The organism is Pseudarthrobacter lactosi (genome assembly GCF_055412785.1).
Genome location: NZ_JBVAYS010000008.1, coordinates 1 through 20,007, shown reverse-complemented (window position 1 = coordinate 20,007; position 20,007 = coordinate 1). Strand labels below are relative to the sequence as shown.

The 20,007-nt window shown below is 65.9% G+C and carries 14 protein-coding genes; all 14 read left to right on the top strand.

Annotated elements, in window-relative coordinates; translation table 11 throughout:
• The first annotated feature begins 53 nt into the window (after positions 1 to 53).
• Positions 54 to 1,520, top strand: a complete 1,467-nt coding sequence (locus tag ACZY0Q_RS20320) for a glycosyltransferase family 87 protein (RefSeq protein ID WP_463919636.1) — start codon at positions 54 to 56, stop codon at positions 1,518 to 1,520.
• Positions 1,513 to 2,952, top strand: a complete 1,440-nt coding sequence (locus ACZY0Q_RS20315; protein ID WP_463919633.1) for a phytoene desaturase family protein — start codon at positions 1,513 to 1,515, stop codon at positions 2,950 to 2,952. Before ACZY0Q_RS20320 ends, ACZY0Q_RS20315 begins: the two co-directional genes overlap by 8 nt.
• Before the next feature lie 55 nt (positions 2,953 to 3,007).
• Positions 3,008 to 4,996 (top strand): penicillin-binding transpeptidase domain-containing protein, encoded by a 1,989-nt coding sequence (locus ACZY0Q_RS20310; RefSeq protein WP_463919630.1) that lies wholly within the window; start codon positions 3,008 to 3,010, stop codon positions 4,994 to 4,996.
• A gap of 99 nt (positions 4,997 to 5,095) precedes the next feature.
• Complete coding sequence (locus ACZY0Q_RS20305) at positions 5,096 to 6,778, top strand: ABC-F family ATP-binding cassette domain-containing protein (RefSeq protein WP_463919627.1); 1,683 nt, start codon at positions 5,096 to 5,098, stop codon at positions 6,776 to 6,778.
• A gap of 111 nt (positions 6,779 to 6,889) precedes the next feature.
• Positions 6,890 to 7,663 (top strand): DeoR/GlpR family DNA-binding transcription regulator, encoded by a 774-nt coding sequence (locus ACZY0Q_RS20300; RefSeq protein ID WP_463919625.1) that lies wholly within the window; start codon positions 6,890 to 6,892, stop codon positions 7,661 to 7,663.
• Entirely contained in the window at positions 7,660 to 8,856 is a 1,197-nt protein-coding gene (locus ACZY0Q_RS20295) for an MFS transporter (RefSeq protein ID WP_463919622.1), read from the top strand. The genes ACZY0Q_RS20300 and ACZY0Q_RS20295 overlap by 4 nt, the downstream gene beginning before the upstream one ends.
• Positions 8,857 to 8,899: 43 nt before the next feature.
• Positions 8,900 to 10,396 (top strand): phosphatase PAP2 family protein, encoded by a 1,497-nt coding sequence (locus ACZY0Q_RS20290; RefSeq protein ID WP_463919619.1) that lies wholly within the window; start codon positions 8,900 to 8,902, stop codon positions 10,394 to 10,396.
• A 171-nt stretch (positions 10,397 to 10,567) separates the two neighbouring features.
• Positions 10,568 to 11,530 carry an ABC transporter ATP-binding protein gene (locus tag ACZY0Q_RS20285; protein WP_463919616.1) on the top strand — a complete coding sequence of 321 codons (963 nt, stop codon included), beginning with the start codon at positions 10,568 to 10,570 and terminating at the stop codon, positions 11,528 to 11,530.
• 14 nt (positions 11,531 to 11,544) lie between these two features.
• Positions 11,545 to 12,432 carry an ABC transporter permease gene (locus tag ACZY0Q_RS20280; RefSeq protein ID WP_463919613.1) on the top strand — a complete coding sequence of 296 codons (888 nt, stop codon included), beginning with the start codon at positions 11,545 to 11,547 and terminating at the stop codon, positions 12,430 to 12,432.
• Between the two features lie 20 nt (positions 12,433 to 12,452).
• On the top strand, positions 12,453 to 13,817 hold the full coding sequence (locus ACZY0Q_RS20275; protein ID WP_463919610.1) for a sensor histidine kinase: 1,365 nt from the start codon (positions 12,453 to 12,455) through the stop codon (positions 13,815 to 13,817).
• Positions 13,810 to 14,502, top strand: coding sequence for a response regulator (locus tag ACZY0Q_RS20270; RefSeq protein ID WP_463919607.1), 693 nt, complete (start codon positions 13,810 to 13,812; stop codon positions 14,500 to 14,502). The genes ACZY0Q_RS20275 and ACZY0Q_RS20270 overlap by 8 nt, the downstream gene beginning before the upstream one ends.
• A gap of 81 nt (positions 14,503 to 14,583) precedes the next feature.
• The gene (locus ACZY0Q_RS20265; RefSeq protein WP_463919605.1) at positions 14,584 to 15,474 is read left to right on the top strand and encodes an intradiol ring-cleavage dioxygenase; all 891 of its coding nucleotides are present in this window, start codon (positions 14,584 to 14,586) and stop codon (positions 15,472 to 15,474) included.
• A 10-nt stretch (positions 15,475 to 15,484) separates the two neighbouring features.
• Positions 15,485 to 16,813, top strand: coding sequence for a M18 family aminopeptidase (locus ACZY0Q_RS20260; RefSeq protein WP_463919602.1), 1,329 nt, complete (start codon positions 15,485 to 15,487; stop codon positions 16,811 to 16,813).
• A gap of 292 nt (positions 16,814 to 17,105) precedes the next feature.
• Positions 17,106 to 20,007: N,N-dimethylformamidase beta subunit family domain-containing protein (locus ACZY0Q_RS20255; protein WP_463919600.1), on the top strand; the 2,902-nt coding region annotated here is incomplete at its 3' end.

Sequence of the window (20,007 nt, the reverse complement as noted above, 5' to 3'; positions counted from 1 at the left end):
GCCTGGATATCAAGTCGGGTCCACCAGGGCACGTCCCGGGTAAGCTCTCAGACATGCAGGAGACGAAGCCACCGGCGCACCCACGGCGCGCCCGCTTGGTTGTTCCGAGTCGCAGCGATCTGCTGCTTAAGAACTTCACGGAACTGATCGGCGGGCCGATGGGTGCCCGGTCGGCGCCCGGCCTCGTTTCCCCCGGCGTTTTTACCGTGGAACGTGTCCTGATCATCCTGACCGTAGTTGCGGCGTTGGCCGGCATTGCGATCAAGGGTTACTGCCGGGCCAACGGCTGGTCCAGCCCCGGCCAGTTCTATTCCACGTGTTATTCCGACTTCCCGGACTTTTTCCGCAACCGCGGCCTGGGAGACGGCACGTTCCCGGTACTGAGCCCGGGATCTCTTTTTGAAGATCCCGTCCTGATGGGACTTATTGCCGGTGTGACTGCCTGGCTGGTCCCGGGCGAGGGCGTCAGTGACGCGCGGATCCTCGGTTACTTCGACGTTAACGCCACGCTGGTTGCCGCCGTCTGGATTGTCACCGTGCTGGCTACGGCCAGGATGTCGCAGCGGCGCCCTTGGGATGCGGCCATGGTGGCGCTGGCGCCGGGCATTGTGCTCGCCGGCACCATCAACTGGGACATGTGGGCCGTGGCCTTGTTGGCGCTGGGAATGCTCTCCTTTTCGCGTGAAAGGCTGATCCTGGCAGGCATCCTGATCGGCCTGGCTGCAGCGACCAAACCCTACGCCGCCTTGGTTCTTGGAGCCATCCTCCTGCTGGCCCTGCGGACAGGGCGGATCCGCGGGTTCCTGGTCACGGCCGGCGCCAGTGCAGCGGCGTGGTTGGCCATTAACGTGCCTGTGGCCGTCTCCAACCCCTCCGGCTGGGGGTATTTCTTCAGGTTCACCGAGACGAGTGAAGCCGGCTACGGGTCATTATGGTTCGCGTACAACCTGGTGGCCCGGCGCGTACGCTGGCCGGTGCTCGATCCTGCAACCATCAACTGGCTGGCCCTGGCCGGATTCCTGCTGGCCTGCGCCATGATCGCCGTGGTGGCGCTGACAGCAGCACGGCGGCCGCGGCTGGCCCAGTTGGCGTTCCTCATTGTGGGAGCTTTTATCCTGACCAGCAAGGTCTATTCGCCACAGCACGTCCTGTGGCTCATCCCGCTGGTGGCGCTGGCCCGGCCGCGGTGGCGGGATTTTCTCATTTGGCAGGGCGTCGAAGGCCTGCATTGGGCGGCCGTCTGGATGTACCTGGGGCAGGTGACCAGCCAGGGCCCGACGCAGCACAATATTGATATGCCTTACTACGTCCTGGCGGTCGCAGCACATATGCTTGTAACGGCATATTTGATGTTCCGGGTTGTGTGGGACATCCATGACCCTCACTACGATCCCGTCCGTCGCCATCACTTGGATGATCCGCAGGGAGGGCCGTTCGATGGACTGCCGGACTGGCTGCGGTTCAGCCTCCGCCATGGCTCACACGCTGTACTCCCCTGGCGGGCGAAACACCATGCCTGACGTCGCCGTCGTCGGTTCCGGACCCAACGGCTTGGCCGCGGCCGCCATAATGGCCCGCGCCGGCCTGTCTGTCGAAGTCCACGAGGCGGCTGGCACCATCGGAGGCGGCACGCGGACCGCCGAACTGATGCAGCCGGGACATTTCCATGACATCTGCTCGGCCGTGCACCCTATGGCACTGGCGTCCCCCTTCTTCCGTGACTTCGAACTGGCACGCCGGATAGACCTGGTGGTGCCGGAGCTTTCGTTCGGATCACCGCTCGACGGCGGACGGGCGGCTCTCGGCTACCACAGCCTCGACCGGACGGTCCAGGGCCTGGGCAGGGACGGCGACGCCTACCGCAGGCTACTTGGACCTCTCGTTGACCGCATTGACGGCGTGATGGACCTGACGCAGCACCAGCTGCTCCGCATCCCCCGGCATCCCCTGGCCGCGGCGTTCTTCGGACTGCGGACAATGGAACAGGGATCGCGGCTGTGGAACACGCGGTTCAACGGGGACCTCGCCCCGGCACTGCTCAGCGGCGTGGCTGCCCATGCAGTCTCACGGCTGCCCTCGTTGGCCTCCGCCGGTGCCGGGCTTATGCTCACGGCCCTTGCCCACGCCCAAGGCTGGCCGGTTCCGCTGCGCGGATCGGCCTCCATCGCGGCCGCGCTGGAGGCTGACATCCGTGCCCACGGCGGTGTGATCCACACGGGGGCGCCGATCGAGAGCCTCCAACAACTGGGCGGCGCGCGGGCCACTCTGCTGGATGTGGCCCCCAAGGGTCTCCTGGCCATTGCCGGCGACAGGCTCCCGGCCAAGTACAGGCAAGCCCTGGAGGCGTTCCGCTATGGGAATGGTTCCTGCAAGGTGGACTTCATCCTGTCCGGGCCCGTACCGTGGGCAGCAAAGGAACTGTGTGATGCCGGTACGGTGCACGTCGGCGGCACACGTGCTGAACTGGCCCGTGCCGAGAACGAAGTATCCGCCGGAAGGCACCCGGAGCGGCCATACGTGCTGGTGGCCCAGCCATCGCGTTTCGACACCGGCCGCGCGCCGGCCGGGCGGCAGATTCTCTGGGCGTACTGCCATGTACCGGCCGGATCAACCCACGACATGGGCGAGGCCGTCACCGCGCAGCTGGAGCGCTTCGCGCCGGGCTTCCGGGACGTGGTGGTGCAGAGACATGTGACCACGGCGGCGGAGCTTGCCAGCTACAACCGGAACTACGTGGGAGGGGACTTCAGCGCAGGCATCATGGATGTGCGCGGTCTGGTCCAGCGCCCGGTGGTCTCCCGCGTTCCGTGGCGGACGCCCGTGCCCGGCGTATATCTCTGTTCGTCCTCCACGCCGCCTGGCCCCGGCGTGACGGGGATGCCAGGGTACTTTGCCGCCAAATATGCCCTGAAGGACATATTTGCTCTTGAGGTCCCCCCACTCGGGCTTTAAACCGGGCGCGGATTCGTGACAGCAGACACGGTTCAAATCGGGGCATAATAGCGCGGTGGGGAACTCAAGAAAACTGTCAGTTGCCATAGCTGGACTCATCCTCGGCGCCTCCCTGGTTGCCTGCGACGACGGCAGAGGGGGTGCTGAAAGCGCCGCCAAGCAGTTGGCGTCCGCGCTTTCCACGCTCGACGTCGGGTCGGTCGCCTTTGACGGCAAGGACTCCGAGGTGGCCAAACAACAGGTCCAGGACATTTTCAGGTCACTGGATCCTAGCAAGCCCACCGTGGCGGCCGGCGAGCTGACGCTGGACGGAGACACAGCAACCGTTCCATTGAACTACGCGTGGAAAATCGGCACCGGCGAGTGGAAATACACGGTCTCCGCAGAGTTCACGAAGTCCGGGGACAAATGGCTGGCCGTCTGGAACACCGCCACCCTGGTTCCGGGGCTCGCCGAGAACGAAATCCTCAGCAAGGGCACCCAGTCGCCGCAGCGCGCCGACATCCTGGGCGCCAATGACGCGAAGCTTGTTACGTACCGGCCCGTGGTGAACGTGGGGATTGACAGACTGCTTCTGGGATCCGCGGACGCCGCCGCGTCGGCCACCAAGCTGGCCGAACTGGTGGGTGTCGATCCTGCCACCTATGCCCAACAAGTGGCGGCCTCCGGACCGGAGGCGTTCGTCCGGGCCATCACCCTCCGTGAAGAGGGCCGCACCGTCACGGACGCGCAGATCACGGCCATTCCTGGTGGCCGCGCCGTCCCCGAAACCCAGCCGCTGGCACCCAGCCGCACGTTCGCAAGGGCCGTCCTCGGTACCGTCGGAGAGGCTACGGCGGAACAGATCGAGGCGTCAGGCGGTGTCCTGACCGCCGGAGACGTGACCGGCATCGGCGGCCTCCAGCAGCAATACGACGCACAACTCCGCGGCACCGACGCCGTGGTGATCCGTGCGCAGCGGGCCGACCTGACCCGCGAACAGATCCAGGCCGCAGGAACAGATCCCCGCAAAGTCGTGTTCGAGATGGCCCCGGCCCCCGGCACGCCTTTGAAAACCACGCTGGATCCGAACCTCCAGGCACTCGCCGAGAGCACGCTTGCCGGTGTGGGCCCGGCGTCGGCCATCGTGGCACTCCGTCCTTCCACGGGCGCGGTTCTCGCGGCCGCCTCCGGCCCGGGAAGCAACGGCTACAACACCGCGATGCTGGGCCAGTACGCGCCCGGTTCAACCTTCAAGATCATCGACTCACTCGCCATGATCCGCAACGGCCTGAAGCCCGATTCGAAGGTGGAATGCACACCCACCCTCACCGTGGACGGCCGCACGTTCAAAAACGCGGAAGGCTACCCGGAAACCTCACTGGGATCGGTGGCACTCCGCGACGCCTTTGCCCATTCGTGCAACACGGCCTTCATCGCTGCGCGCGACACGGTCACGCAGGCCCAGCTTGAGGCCGCCGCGGTGGCCATGGGCGTCGCTGTGGAGGCCCCCGCGCTGGGCGCCGTGGCGTTCCTCGGGTCCGTTCCGGGCGAGGCCGCCGGCACCGAACATGCCGCCTCGATGATCGGCCAGGGCAAAGTACTCCTGTCCCCGCTGGCCGCGGCCGTCATGGCCGGCTCCGTGGGCAAGGGATCCCCCGTCTCACCGCAGCTGGTCCTGAATCCCGACGCCGGCGCAGCCGCGGCAGGCACCTCCGGCTCGGCGACGGCGGACGCGGGTTCGCCGTCGTCGACCGTTACGCCCGAGGCGCCGTCCAAGGCGTCCGGCCAGCCGATCACCACCGCCGAGGCAGCGGCGCTGTCCGACATGATGCGCGCTGTGGTGACGTCCGGCCACGCCGGCTTCCTGTCGACCGTGCCGGGCGCGCCGGTGGGCGCCAAGACCGGCACGGCGGAGTTCGGCAGCGAGACCCCGCCCAAGACGCACGCCTGGATAGTGGCTGTCCACGGTGACTTGGCCGTTGCCGTGTTCGTCGAAGACGGGGGCCTCGGAGCCACCACGTCCGGGCCGCTGCTCAAGCAGTTCCTGACCGCCGCCGGCTAACCCGCCGAGTTTTTGTCCAGATGATGCGGGCAGGACTGCCGTCAAGGCAGGTTATCCGGACAAAAACTCGTGCGGGGCGGGCGTGGGAGGATTGTTGGCGTGGCCCACATAGACATTTCCGGTATTGACTACTTCCTTTCCGATGGCACCCAGCTGCTCAACGGAGTGACTTTTAAGGTCCCGGACGGCACCAAAACAGCCCTGATCGGGCCCAACGGCACCGGCAAGACCACCCTCTTCCGGATCATTTCCGGCGACCTCGTTCCGGACGAAGGTGTAATCGGGCGCTCCGGAAACATGGGCATCATGCGTCAGTTCGTGGGCCAGGTCAGGGATGAATCCACGGTCCGCGACCTTCTCGTTTCCGCTGCCCCGCCAGCCCTGGCCGCTGCGGCCAAGGAAGTGGACGCGGCTGAGCTCGCGATGGTGGAACAGGACGACGAGCCGTCTCAGATGCGGTACGCCCAGGCGATCGTGGACTGGGGAGACGCAGGAGGCTACGACGTCGAAACCGTCTGGGACGAGGTCTGCATGGCCGCCCTCGGACTGCCCTTCGACCGCGCGCAGCACCGCCCGGCGTCGAGCCTTTCCGGCGGCGAGCAGAAGCGCCTGGTACTGGAAGCCCTGTTTGCCGGCCCCGACGAGCTGCTCCTTCTCGATGAGCCGGACAACTACCTGGACGTGCCGGGCAAGCGCTGGCTTGAGGACAAGCTCAACGAGTCCAAAAAAACTGTCTTCTTCATCAGCCACGACCGCGAGCTGCTGAACAATGCGGCCGGACGCATCGTGACCCTCGAACCGGGCATCAACGGCGCAGGTGCCTGGGTGCACGGCGGTGGCTTTGGCTCCTACGTTGACGCCCGCGCCGACCGGAACGCCCGCTTCGAGGAGCTCCGCAAGCGTTGGGACGAGGAGCACGTGAAGCTCAAGGAACTCGTCAACATGTACAAGAACAAGGCGGCCTTCCGCTCCGACATGGCCAACCGCTACCAGGCCGCCCAGACGCGCCTGGCCAAGTTCCTCGAGGCCGGCCCGCCCGAGGCCCTGCCGATCGAACAGAACGTGCGCATGCGACTGAAGGGCGGCCGGACCGCCAAGCGGGCTGTGGTGGCCGAGAAACTGGAACTGACCGGGCTGATGAAGCCGTTCTCCACCGAGGTCTGGTTCGGCGACCGCGTGGGCGTGCTCGGCTCCAACGGCTCCGGCAAGAGCCACTTCCTGCGGCTGCTCGCCACGGGCGGGACGGACCCGGAACGCGAACACCTCCCCGTGTCCGAAGTCGATATTGCCGAAGTGCCGCACGAGGGCACCGTGAAACTCGGCGCCCGCATCCGCCCCGGCTTCTTCGCCCAGACCCACGTCCGGCCCGACCTCCTGGGCAAGACCCTGCTGGAGATCCTGCACCGAGGCGACGAGCACCGGTCCGGCCTGGGACGCGAAGCCGCCGCCGGCGCCCTGGACGGCTACGGGCTGGCATCGCAGTCGGAGCAGAAGTACGAGTCCCTCTCCGGCGGCCAGCAGGCGCGGTTCCAGATCCTGCTGCTGCAGCTCTCGGGCGCCACGCTACTGCTGCTGGATGAGCCCACGGACAACCTGGACCTCCATTCGGCCGAGGCGCTGGAAAAGGCCATCGACCACTTCGAGGGAACTGTCCTGGCTGTCACCCACGACCGCTGGTTCGCCCGCACCTTCGACCGATTCCTGGTATTCGGTTCCGACGGCAAGGTCTATGAGTCCGCTGAGCCCGTATGGGACGAAAAGCGGGTTGAGCGCGCCCGCTGATGCTCTCTCACTTTCTTGAGGAAAGTGAGAGAGGGTTGGTGATTTTCCTGCGGTAAGTGAGAGAGCGTTTCAAGTGGCGCTCATATGATCAAGAATTGCTATCATATGAGCATGAAGACAGAAGAGCGGCACCGCCTGATCGGGGAGCTGCTGCGCCGCAAAACCGAGGTCTCGGTGGAAGCGCTGACCCTTGCGTGTGACGCATCCGGCGCCACCATCCGACGGGACCTTGAGCTGCTCGCATCACATGGCGTACTTCGCCGGGTCCACGGAGGTGCCCGGAGCCTTATTGCCGGCGGCGAAAACCCTGGCTACGGCCAGCGCGAACTCGAAGACCAGGCCGTGAAGGTCAGGATCGCCGCAGCTGTGGCCGGCCTGCTGGGAGAGCGCGAACATGTGTGGCTGGACAGCGGGACCACAGCCACTGAAATTGCCCGCGTCCTCCGCGGGCGCGAGCTGACGCTGATGCCCATGTCCATGCGCTCCCTGACAACGGTCACCGACGGCGACCAGCATGCCGGCCAGCGCCCTGCCCTGCTGCTCCCCGGCGGAAGCCTGGTACCCGGCGAGCTGTCGTTCCGCGGCCCGCTCGCGGAAGCCAACATCCGGTCCCTGCGCTTCGACACGGCGGTGGTCACGCCCTGCGCCCTGAACCTCAAGGACGGGCTCCTGGCCCATGATCTGGAAGACGCCGCAGTGAAACGGGCTGGCCTCGAATCTGCGGCGCGGGTGATTGTTGCCTGTGCCGGTGCCAAATGGAATGCCACTGCGATGGCCCTGGTTGCCTCCTTGGACGCAGTGCACGTGATAGTCACGGACAAAGACCTGAGTGCGGACGAACTCGCACACCTCAACAAGCTCTCGGTGGAAGTAGTCAAAGCATGAGCATCAACACCAGCACAACGGCCGGGCCGTCCCTCAGGGCAGCCGCGGCCGCCACTTTTGTGGTCTTCGGTATCAACGGCTTTGTTTTTGCCAGCTGGGCCGCCAGAATCCCCGCCGTCACCGAAACGCTGCACCTGACCTCCGGCCAGATGGGCACGCTTCTGCTGTGCATTGCCGTCGGCTCACTGCTGGCCCTTCCGACGGCGGGACTTGTGGTCGGGAAAATCGGCACCGCCAACGCGGTGCGCGCAGGCGGTTTGCTGTCAGCCCTGGCCGGGGTGGGCATTGCACTCTCACTGTCGGCGGAATCGGTGCCGGGCACTGCCGTAGCGCTGTTCTTCTTCGGCATCGGCGTCGGGCTGTGGGACGTTTCCCAGAACATTGAAGGGGCTGACGTCGAGCACAAGCTTCGGCGCACCATCATGCCGCAGTTCCATGCGGCCTTCAGCGGCGGGGCCTTTCTGGGGGCGCTGATCGGCGCAGGCCTCTCAACGATCGGTGTTGGCCTGCCGTTGCACCTGCTGGTGATCGCTGGCGTGGTGGTGGTAGTGGCCCTCGTGGCGCCACGCTACTTCCTCCCGCACATAGCTCACGCCCTGCCCGTGGATGGCGAGCCGAAGGCCATCAAGGGGCCGTCTGCCTGGCGGGACAGCCGCACCCTCCTGATTGGCGTTGTGGTCCTGGGTGCAACACTTACTGAAGGCGCCGGAAACGACTGGATCGCCAAGGCCACCGTCGACGGGCTGGGTGCCTCGGAATCGACCGGCGCCCTAATGTTCGCCCTTTTTGTCCTGGCGATGACAGCCATGCGGCTCTTCGGTGGCCGCGTGATCGACATCTACGGACGTGTTGTGGTGCTCCGGGCAAGCATGGCCGCCGCGGCCGCGGGCCTGTGCCTGTTTGTGCTCGCGGGGAACATGTGGCTGGCCGGCGTAGGTGCTGCGCTCTGGGGTGTGGGCGCCGCGATGGCGTTCCCCATGGGGATGTCCGCTGCTGCCGACGATCCGAAGCATGCCGCCGCGAGGGTCTCGGTTGTATCCACCCTGGGGTATGTTTCCTTCCTCGCCGGCCCGCCGTTGCTGGGGTACCTGGGTGACCTCACGGGGATCCATCTGGCACTCCTGGCGATCCTCGCCCCGATCGTGGTGGCATTGCTCCTGGCCGGAGCCGCGAGGCCCCTGTCCTCCAAGTAGCGGCCTCCAATCCGGGAGGGACCGCCGGTATTAGGGTGGGGAGATGTATAGAGTGTCGCGCAAAGAACCGGGTTGGATCAGCCGAGTTGACCGGCGCCTTGTCCGCGGTGTGTCGTCGTTCCCGGGCGGCAACCACGACGCGTTCTTCCGCCGCCTCTCCGCGTCCGCGAACAACGGCAAACTGTGGATGGGGGCCGCGGCGATCATGGCCGCGTTCCCCGGCAAGCCCCGCCGGGCCGCCCTGCACGGGTTGATCGCCCAGGCCGTGGCTTCGACGGTGACCAACGTAGTGTTCAAAACACTCCTGCCGCGGGCCAGGCCACTCCCCGAGCACCTGCCGGTTTTCCGGTTCGTCCATCCCCAGCCCACCAGTTCGTCCATGCCCTCTGGGCATTCGGCCTCGGCCATCGCCTTCGCGCTTGGCGCCGGACTGGTCAAGCCTGCTGTCGGCGCGATCCTTGCACCCGCCGCATTGGGGGTGGCCTACTCACGCGTCCACACGGGGGCCCACTGGCCATCGGATGTGTTCTTCGGATCGGCCATCGGCGCAGGGGCGGCTTTGGTGACCCGCAAGTGGTGGCCGGTTCGCCCACCGTTTCCCAGCGTGTCCCGCACCGCAACCGAAGCCCCTCGGCTTCCGGGCGGCGAAGGCCTCAGCATCGTGGTGAATACCCTCGGCGGCTCCTTCACGGAACAAACCGCGGGGGCCCTCCAGGAAGTATTCCCGAAAGCGTATATAAAAACGGTCGAGCCGGGTGAGAGCCTTGACGAGGCCATCCAGGCCTTGGCTTCCCATCCGGACACCCGCGCACTGGGCGTGTGGGGCGGCGACGGAACCGTTGGCACCGCAGCCGCGGCCGCCGTCGAGCATTCCGTTCCCCTGCTGGTGCTCCCGGGTGGAACACTCAACCACTTTGCCCGGGACACGGGGACCGCCAACCTTAAGGACGCTGTGGCCGCGGCTGCCGCGGGTGAAGCCGCCCGCGCCGACGTCGGCATTGTGACCGTGGAGCGAGGGCTGGCGGGCCATCCGGAAACAGCTGACCTGATCATGCTGAACACCGCCAGCATCGGCCTCTACCCCAACCTCGTCCGGCGCAGGGAGCAGCTGCAGCCGGCCCTCGGCAAACCGCTGGCCGGCGTCGCGGCAATGTTCCGGACCTTCGCCGCAGGAACCCCCACCACCCTGACCGTGGACGGTGTCCGGCATAAACTCTGGATCGCGTACATCGGCCGGGGCCGCTACTACCCCCGGGACCATGCGCCCCTGTCGCGGCCCGTGCTGGACGACGGCGTCCTGGACGTCCGCATGATCACCGCCGACGAATCCTTTGCCCGGCTCCGGCTCCTGTGGTCAGTGCTGACCGGCACCGTGGCGACGTCCCGGATCACCCACCTGCGGGAGGCCACAGAAGTCCGCATTGAGTCGGAGGGCTCGCCCATGGCGCTGGCAGTGGATGGCGAAGCGCTGGCTGGCGTGCGCAGCGTCCGGATCCGGGTGGAACCGCGCGCCCTGACCTACTACTCGCCCCGCACCTAAGGCGGTTGCCCCTGAGGGGACCCTTCGTCATCCGTGCGGACTACCCTGATTTGACCCTGAATCATCCCTGAGACAGGCGAAATCCTGCCAAGCCGTCGGTAGCGTGGAACGTACGCAAGAAACCTTCCCCGCATCCCGCAGCCACCTGGCTGCTGTTCTAAGGAACATTCCATGATTGAGGCAACAGGCCTGTCCAAGGTCTACGGCAGCAAAACGGCGGTTGACGGCGTCAGCTTCACCGTCAAAGCAGGGCAGGTGACGGGCTTCCTGGGCCCGAACGGTGCCGGCAAATCCACCACCATGCGCATGATCATGGGTCTGGACCGCCCGACGTCGGGCACGGTCACTGTGAACGGCCTGCACTACGCAGACCACAAGGCCCCCCTGCACGAGGTGGGTGCGCTGTTGGACGCCAAGGCGGTCCACACCAGCCGCAGCGCCTACAACCACCTGCGGGCCATGGCGGCGACGCACAACATTCCCACATCCCGGGTGCACGAAGTCATCGAAATGACCGGCCTGGAGGCCGTGGCCCGAAAGAAGGCAGGCGGCTTCTCGCTCGGCATGGGGCAGCGCCTGGGCATTGCCAACGCCCTCCTCGGCGATCCGCAGACCCTGATCCTGGACGAGCCGGTCAACGGCCTCGATCCGGAAGGTGTGTTGTGGGTCCGCAATTTGGTCCGCTACCTCGCCGGACAGGGCAAGACCGTCTTCCTGTCCTCACACCTGATGAGCGAAATGGCCCAGACCGCAGATCACCTGATCGTGATCGGCCGCGGAAAAATCATTGCGGACGCCCCCGTCCAGGACATCATTGCTGGCACCCGCCAGGTCAAGACCCTGGTCCGCACATCCGCGGCTACCCAGCTGTCAGCCCTGCTGTCCGGCGATGGCGTGACAGTGGACCAGGGCCAGCCCGAAACCCTGGAAGTGACGGGCCTGGACGCGCGGCAGATCGCCCAGGTGGCACTGGACAACCGGGTCCTCGTCTACGAACTCACCCCGCAGCAGTCGTCCCTGGAAGACGCCTACTTCGATCTCACCAAGGACGAAGTGGAATACCACTCACACCTGACCGGTGGACCCGCCGGCGAGTTCGCCCCGGAAACCGCCCCGGCAACGGCAGGAAAGTAAGGACGATGACCACCATGACTGATACCGAAACTTCCCGTGTCCGGACCTCCGCTGGTACCAGGGGGGTGACCTTCGCCGGTGTGCTGAGGTCCGAATGGATCAAACTGTTCTCCCTGATGTCCACCCGCATCCTGCTGCTCCTGACCCTGGTGGCGATTGTCGGCGTCGGTGCCCTTGCCGTCCTGATCCGGTTCTCCTTCCTGGACGAAATGGCCCGCCGGGCGCGGGACCAGGGCCAGGCCCTGACGCCCGAAATGATGGCGCAGACCTTCCCGCCCGGATCGGGTTTCGACCTATACAACCTGCCCAATGCCGGCCTGCAGATCGGCACCCTGGTGCTGGGCTCGCTGGCTGTCCTGTTCATCTCGTCCGAATACGCCACCGGAATGATCCGTTCAACCATGAACGCCGTCCCGCGCCGCACGCCGGCCTTTGTGGCCAAGGCGATCCTGCTCGCCGTGATCTCCTACGTCATCACCACCATCGCCGCAGTGGTCACGTTCCTGATTGCCATGCCGGTCTTCCAGGGACTGGGCCTGGACCTGGGCTGGTCCACGGAGGGCGTGCTGTACAGCGTCTTCACGGGCGGACTTTACGTTGCCGGGGTGGCCTTGATCGGCCTGTCGCTCGGCGCGCTGCTGCGCAATTCCGCCGGCGGCATCACAGTCCTGGTGGGCCTGTTCTTCGTGGTCTCCATCGCGGCCAGCTTTATGACCTTCATCCCGGGCGACTTCTGGAAGTACGTTCCCCAGTACCTCCCCAGCGATGCCGGCGGACGGTTCCTGTCCATTGGCCACACCGACGGCGTCATCGATCCGTGGCAGGGCGGCCTGATCTTCCTGGGCTACGTTTTGCTGTTCCTGGTTCCGGCCATGATTGTGCTCAAGAAACGCGACGTCTAGGCGGACACTAGGCTCAGAGCATGAATGAAGCGGCACTTGTGAGGGACGCGTCGGCCAGCCAGGCCGACGCGTCCTTTGCCGAAATCACGGCCAAGCGCCGCGGCCTGCTCCGGCGGTACCTCTTCCAGCGTCCCCGGGTGATGGACGGCGTGGTGGTGTTCAGCTACGCACTGCTGGTGGCGCCGACCGTGGTGGACGCGATCATGTCCGGCGCCTGGCTGGCGGCGGCCCTCCTCTTCGCGGTTGCGGGGGCCCTGTTCTTCCGGCGCTCCCACCCCGTGGCGCTGGCAGCCTTCGTCGCGGTTATGGAAGTGGCGGTCACGCTGCTGCACCCTTGGGGCTCCAACGTTTCGGCGGGGCTGTGGTTCTCGCTCTACGCCGTGGCCGTGGTGCACACGCGCCGGTTCGCGCTGGTGGCCATGGCCGCCGCCACGGCGCCGCTGGCCCTGCTATACCTGCTGGCCGCCGTCGGCCCCATGGAGAATTCCTTCATCCACGATGCGGGCGGTAATCCCGGGGACTTCCACCTTCTGACCAGCATCGCCACCGGCGCCACCATCGCCCTGTCCAACGTCATCGCCACCGGGATCGGCATTTCGGTGCGGCAACGGCGGGAACACGAGCAGGAGATCTCCGCGTGGGCGGCTCGGACGGCCAGCCTGGCGTCCGTCAACGAACGCAACCGGATCGCCCGCGAAATGCACGACGTCGTGGCGCACTCGCTGACGGTGATGGTCAGCCTCTCCGACGGCGCCGCCGTCGTGGTCCGGAAGAGTCCCGAGCGCGCCGGCGAGGTGCTGGGGGAACTGTCGCGGACCGGCCGGACCGCTCTGGCTGACATGCGGCGTGTCCTGGGCGTACTCCGGGACGACGCTGGCGGGGCGGCGCCGCGCCAGCCCCTGGCTTCCGGCGATAGCCTGGCGAAGCTCCTGGAAGGCTTCCGCACCGCGGGCCTGCCGCTGCACTACTCGCATACCGGCCCGGCGCTGCCCGCCGACGCGGCCTTCCAGCTGACGGTCTACCGGATAGTTCAGGAGTCGCTGACCAATGTGCTCCGCTACGGCAGGTCGCTGGGACGGGTGGACGTTGCCATCGTCCGGGCCGGCTCCACGGTCACCATTGAAGTGCTCGACGACGGCGCCGGAGTCCCGGGTCCGGGAACCTCCGACGGCGGCGGGCCGGTTTCGGCCGGGCTGGGTTCGGCCGGGCCCGGTTCCGGCCAGGGGTTGGCGGGTATGGCCGAACGGGCGCGTATTTACGCAGGCACCGTGGCGGCCGGGCGGCGCGGCCGCGGCTGGCGGGTCCATGCCATGCTGAGCTGGCCGGCTGACCAGCACGCGGAAACCCACACCCATCCACCCCAACTGCAAGGCACCCGTGACTGAGACCCAACCGATAAACGTCCTGCTGGTGGATGACCAGCCGCTCCTGCGGATGGGCTTCCGCCTCATCCTCGAGGGCGAGCAAGACCTGCATATTGTCGGAGAGGCATCCGACGGTGCCGAAGCCGTGCGGCTGGTCCGGGACCTGAACCCCGACGTGGTGCTGATGGACGTCCGGATGCCCGTGCTGGACGGCATCGAGGCAACCCGTGCCATCACGGTCTCCGGATCCTGTGCCCGGATCATCATCCTCACCACCTTCGATGTGGACGAATATGCGTTCGCCGGGCTCCAGGCGGGCGCGTCCGCGTTCCTCCTCAAGGACGTGGCGCCGTCGGAGCTGGTCGGCGCTGTCCGGGTGGTGGCCAGCGGGGACGCCGTGGTGGCCCCGCGTGTCACGCAACGGCTGCTGGAGACCTATGTCCGCGGCGCCGCCATGCCGGCCCCCTCCGCCGCGCCGCGGGACCCCCTGCTCGAAGACCTCACCCCGCGCGAAACCGAAATGCTCGAAGCCATGGCCGAGGGCCTCTCCAACGCCGAAATCGCGCACCGGTATTTCCTGTCCGAAGCCACGGTGAAGACCCACGTCCGCCGGATCCTGACCAAACTCCACCTGCGCGACAGGGTCCAGGCAGTGGTCTACGCCTACGAGACCGGCCTGGTGGTCCCGAGCAACCCTGATTACTGACGCTGGCGCGGCCTGCTGACGCACAGGTTCCGCACAGGAAGGGCCTATGCAGGGGATAGGCGGGACGCGTTGGATGGAGCCATGAGCAAACTTCCCCACCCCAACCACGACCGCGGCCTCGAGTTTGACCTGTCCACCATGGTCAGCCGTCGTTCCCTCGGAATGTTCTTCGGCGCCGGCGGTGCGGCAGTGGCGCTGGCAGCGTGCACCTCCGGCGGGTCAGGCACCACAGCCGGCACATCGACGTCGGCCGCCACCCAGAGTGCCTCAGCCACCGCAAGCGCGGCCACCACGACGGCGACTCCCACCGCCAGCCCCACGCTCACCCGGGCGATCGCGGAGTGCGGCGTGGAGATTCCGGCGGAAACGGCAGGGCCGTATCCCGGTGACGGCTCCAACGGCCCCAACGTGCTGGCAGCCTCCGGGGTGGTGCGGCAGGACATCACCACAAGCTTCGGAACCGGCAGCGCCACGGCCGAGGGTGTGCCTCTGACGTTCACCCTGACCCTGCTGGACAATGCCAACGGCTGCGTGCCACTGGCCGGCGCGGCCGTGTACGCCTGGCACTGCGACCGGGACGGCAGGTACTCCATGTACGATTCCGGACTGGCAAACGAAAACTACCTCCGCGGCGTCCAGGAGGCGGACGGCAGCGGCCAGGTCACCTTTACGTCCATCTTCCCCGGCGCCTATTCCGGGCGCTGGCCGCACATCCACTTCGAGGTGTTCGAGTCCATGAGCAACGCCACGGCCGCCGGACAGGTGCTGGCTGTATCGCAGATCGCCCTGACCAAGGCCGCCTGCGACGACGTCTACGCCACGCCCGGCTACGAGGCCAGCGTTGCGAACATGAAGCGGACCACGCTGCAGGCGGACAACGTGTTCGGGGACGATGGCGGCATCTACCAGCTGGCCACCATGACCGGATCGGCGTCCGCCGGCTACACCGCCGGGCTCAATGTGACCATCTAGACTCGGAACCATGCCTTCACCTTCCGCTGCCGCCGCCTCCAGTGCCGTTGACCACATCCAGGACCTTGGCGCGTACGTCAGCGCATCGCCGTCGAGCTTCCACGCGGTCCACGAGGCCGCCCGGCGGCTGGACGAGGCCGGGTTCACGGGCCTGGACGAGCGTGAGCCCTGGGCCGGCGGGGCCGGATCGTTCTACCTGGTCCGCGACGGCGCGCTGATCGCCTGGGTGGTCCCGGAAGGCGCCGGACCCACCACCGGATTCAATATCCTGGGCGCCCACACGGACTCCCCGTCCTTCAAGCTCAAGCCCAAGCCCACCACCGGAGCGTTCGGCTGGCTGCAGGCCGGGGTGGAGGTCTACGGCGGTCCGCTGCTCAACTCGTGGCTTGACCGCGAACTTCAGCTGGCGGGCCGGCTGGTCATGCTGGACGGCACCGAACACCTCACCGCCACCGGGCCCATGCTCCGTTTCCCGCAGCTGGCCATCCACCTTGACCGTGCGGTGAACGACGGCCTGACCCTGGACAAGCAGCGGCACATGAATCCCGTGTGGGGCCTGGGTAGCCCCTCAGATTTCGACCTGCTGGGCGTCTTGGCGGCCTATGTGCCCGGTGGCGCTTCGGTTGATCCTGCGCGGATCGGCGGGTACGACGTCGTCATTTCGGACACGCAGGCACCTGCGGTTTTCGGGGCAAACGGGGAGTTCTTCGCCTCCGGGCGCCTTGATAACCTGTCCGCGACGCATGCCGGGCTGGCCGCGCTGATCGCGCATTCTTCTGCTGTGTCCAGCCGTGCCGCCGATGCCCCGATCGCCGTCCTCGCGGCGTTCGACCATGAGGAAATCGGATCCAACTCACGATCAGGCGCGTGCGGTCCCATCCTCGAAGACGTGCTGGTGCGGGTTTCCCACGGCCTCGGCGCAACGGTGAGCCAGCGGCGGCAGGCGCTGGCGGCGTCGTTCTGCGTTTCGGCGGACGCGGGCCACGCCATCCACCCCAACTACCCGGAGCGGCACGATCCGGCCAACCACCCCGTCCTGAACGGCGGCCCGCTGCTGAAAATCAACGCCAACCAGCGGTACGCGACCGATGCCGCCGGCGCTGCATTCTGGGCCAGGCTGTGCGGCGACGCGAAGGTGCCGTACCAGGAATTTGTGTCCAACAACGTGATGCCCTGCGGCTCCACCATTGGCCCCCTGACCGCAACGCGCCTCGGGATCCGGACTGTCGACGTCGGCGTTCCCCTGCTCTCGATGCACTCCGCCCGCGAGCTGTGCGGCGTGGCCGACCCGCACCGGCTGGCAACGGTCACGGAGCTGTTCTTCCGGTCGGCGGCATAGCACCGGCACGATTCAGCCCCCGCACTGCCGGTGCGGATATCCACATAGTCACGCCACTTCCGTAGTGGAGGCGCCCAGCCGCGCCTACGGTTGAAAAACACGGATGCCCTTTCGGTATGCGGCCCATGGTTCCGGGCTGCTGCGGCGGTTCATTTATCGCCACCCAGGACATCGGTAACAACTAGCTGTACGCGACAGCAGGTGCCGGGAAGCCGGTGCCGCGGGCAGGACAGGGGAGTGCAGACCCCGGATCCTGCCGCTGCGTGGTTGGGCCGCGACTATGGAGCCGAAAATGAAGTCTGCACCTGGATTGTTCTCCCGGCGGATCCTCAGGCAGGGTGTGCCTGCGCTGGTCCTTGCATTGATCGTCTCGACGCTCTCGATCGCCGCCGACCCGTCGTTGCTGGCTCCCGCCCGCGCCGCAGGTCCGTGCGATGCGCCGGTGGTCAGCAAGGTCGCCTGCGAGAACACCCAGCCAGGCAGCCCCGCCTCCGAGTGGCAGGTGGCGGGAGCCGGCAACAGCACCATCCAGGGCTACGCCACATCGATGAGCGTCAACATCGGGCAGACGGTGACTTTCAAGGTCAAGAGCACTGCCAGTGCATACCGGATCGACATCTACCGGATGGGCTACTACCAGGGGCTTGGCGCCCGCAAAGTCGCCGCAAACATTCTTCCCTCAGTGCCGCTACCCCAGTCCCAGCCGAACTGCGCCACGTTCTCCGCGACCGGGCTCATCGATTGCGGCAACTGGGCCGTCTCGGCATCCTGGCCCGTTCCGGCGTCGGCCGTCTCCGGGGTCTACCTTGCGCGGTTGGTTAGGACGGACAATGGTGGCGCGAGCGTTATCCCGTTCGTTGTCCGCGACGATGCGGCTCACTCGGATCTTCTGTTCCAAACCTCGGACGCTACGTGGCAGGCGTATAACTCATATGGCGGCAACAGTCTCTACAAGTGCACGGTGGCCTGCCCGCCAGGCAATCCGCAAACCTACAAGGCAGCATTCAAGGTCTCCTACAACCGTCCCTTCAACTCAGCCGCAGACGACATTGGCCGAAGCTGGCTTATGTACAGCGAATATCCAATGATCCGTTTCATGGAGGCCAACGGTTACGACGTCAGCTACATGAGCGGTTTGGACGTGGCCACCAAGGCGCCTCTCCTGCTGAACCATAAGGCATTTCTTTCGGTGGGGCATGACGAATACTGGTCCGCTGAGCAGCGTGCCAATGTTGAGGCAGCACGCGACGCCGGTGTCCACCTTGCTTTCTTTAGTGGCAACGAAATGTTCTGGAAGACCCGCTGGGAGCCGAGCTCCGACGGTTCGAACACGGCGGGCCGGACTTTGGTTTCCTACAAGGACACCCATTTTGATGCTCCAACTGACCCTGTTTCATGGACTGGAACATGGCGTGACCCACGCTTCGGGACAAGCGGCGGCGGGGGAAATCCAGAAAACGCGCTGACGGGCCAGTTTTTCCTGGTCAACTCCGGCACGACGGATATCAAAGTTCCCTATGCCTACAGCAAGCTCAGGCTCTGGCGCAATACGCCTATCCCTTCCATGCCGGCCGGAGGCCAGATAACACTTGGAGCGGACATTGGAACCCTGGGCTACGAGTGGGACATTGATGCGGAAAACGGGTTCCGGCCAGCAGGGCAGTTTAGGCTCTCCAGCACCACCAGCAACGCTGAAGTGTTTGTCGACTACGGTTCCCGGGTCCAAGGCAATACACCCACAACGCACAACCTCACCATGTACAGGGCTGCCAGCGGGGCTCTCGTCTTCGGTGCAGGGACCGTCCAATGGCCATGGGGCCTCGACGGTTACGCAACGGGTAAACCCGTGGATCGAACAATGCAACAGGCCACGGTCAATTTGTTTGCCGACATGGGCACGCAGCCCGCCACGCTGATGACGGGCCTGACCACTGCCCAGGCATCCGGCGACACTGTCAGTCCTACATCAACCATTAACTCGCCCGCCGCCGGAACGGCGGTAGCGGACGGCGCCTTGCTGACAGTCAACGGTACGGCGGTGGATGGAGGCGGCATCGTGGCAGGTGTGGAAATTTCCACGGATGGTGGCAAAACATGGCGCCTTGCCAACGGTACAACCACGTGGAGCTACCAATATGTTGCACACGGAAGTCCTAGCTCCATCCTGCGTTCCCGTGCGGTCGATGACAGTGGGAACCTCGAGATTCCGGCTTCGGGACGATCCCTGCAGGTAAATTGCCCGTGTTCACTGTTCGGCGTAAACACGACGCCGGAAGTGGCCGATTCCGATGACGGCGGGTCCGTGGAGCTTGGGGCAAAGTTCTATTCGGATGTTGATGGAACAATCTCCGGAATCCGCTTCTACAAGTCAGCCCTGAACACCGGAACGCACGTGGGAAACATCTGGAGTGCGACGGGACAGCGGCTTGCAACGGCGACCTTTTCAGGGGAGTCAGCCACGGGCTGGCAAACCGCAACCATCAACCCACCCTTGTCGGTCACGGCTAACACACGCTACGTCGCCTCCTACTTTGCACCGAGGGGACACTACGCCCAACATAACGGCTACTTTTACAACAATCCTTCGCCGGCACCAGCGGGAGGCGGAAGCACTGATAGTGCGCCGCTCCATTTCACACGAAGCACTCCCGGTAATCCCAACGGCTTCTACCGCTATGCAAGTTCCTCCACTTTCCCTGATCAGATCTACAACGCCGAGTACTACTGGGTGGATCCAATCTTCAATCCCTCTGGAGTACCGGCTCCGCCGGCTCCTGCGGTGTCGTCGGTGTCGCCGGTGGGTAATGCTTCGGGTGTGGCTGTGGATGTGAAGCCGGCGGCGACGTTTAACCAGGCGGTGACGGGGTCTTCGGTGGTGTTCGGTTTGAGGGATGCCTCGAATGTGGTGGTGGCTGGGTCGGTTGCGTATAACGCGGCGACTAACACGGCGGTGTTTACGCCGGGGGCTGCCCTGCCGTACAGCACGACGTTTACGGCGACGGTCAGTGGTGCGACGAATAGCTCGGGCCAGTCGATGGCGGCGCCCTACGTGTGGACGTTTACTACGACTGCGCCGCCACCGGCTCCTGCGGTGTCGTCGGTGTCGCCGGTGAGTAATGCTTCGGGTGTGGCTGTGGATGTGAAGCCGGCGGCCACGTTCAACCAGGCGGTGACGGGGTCTTCGGTGGTGTTCG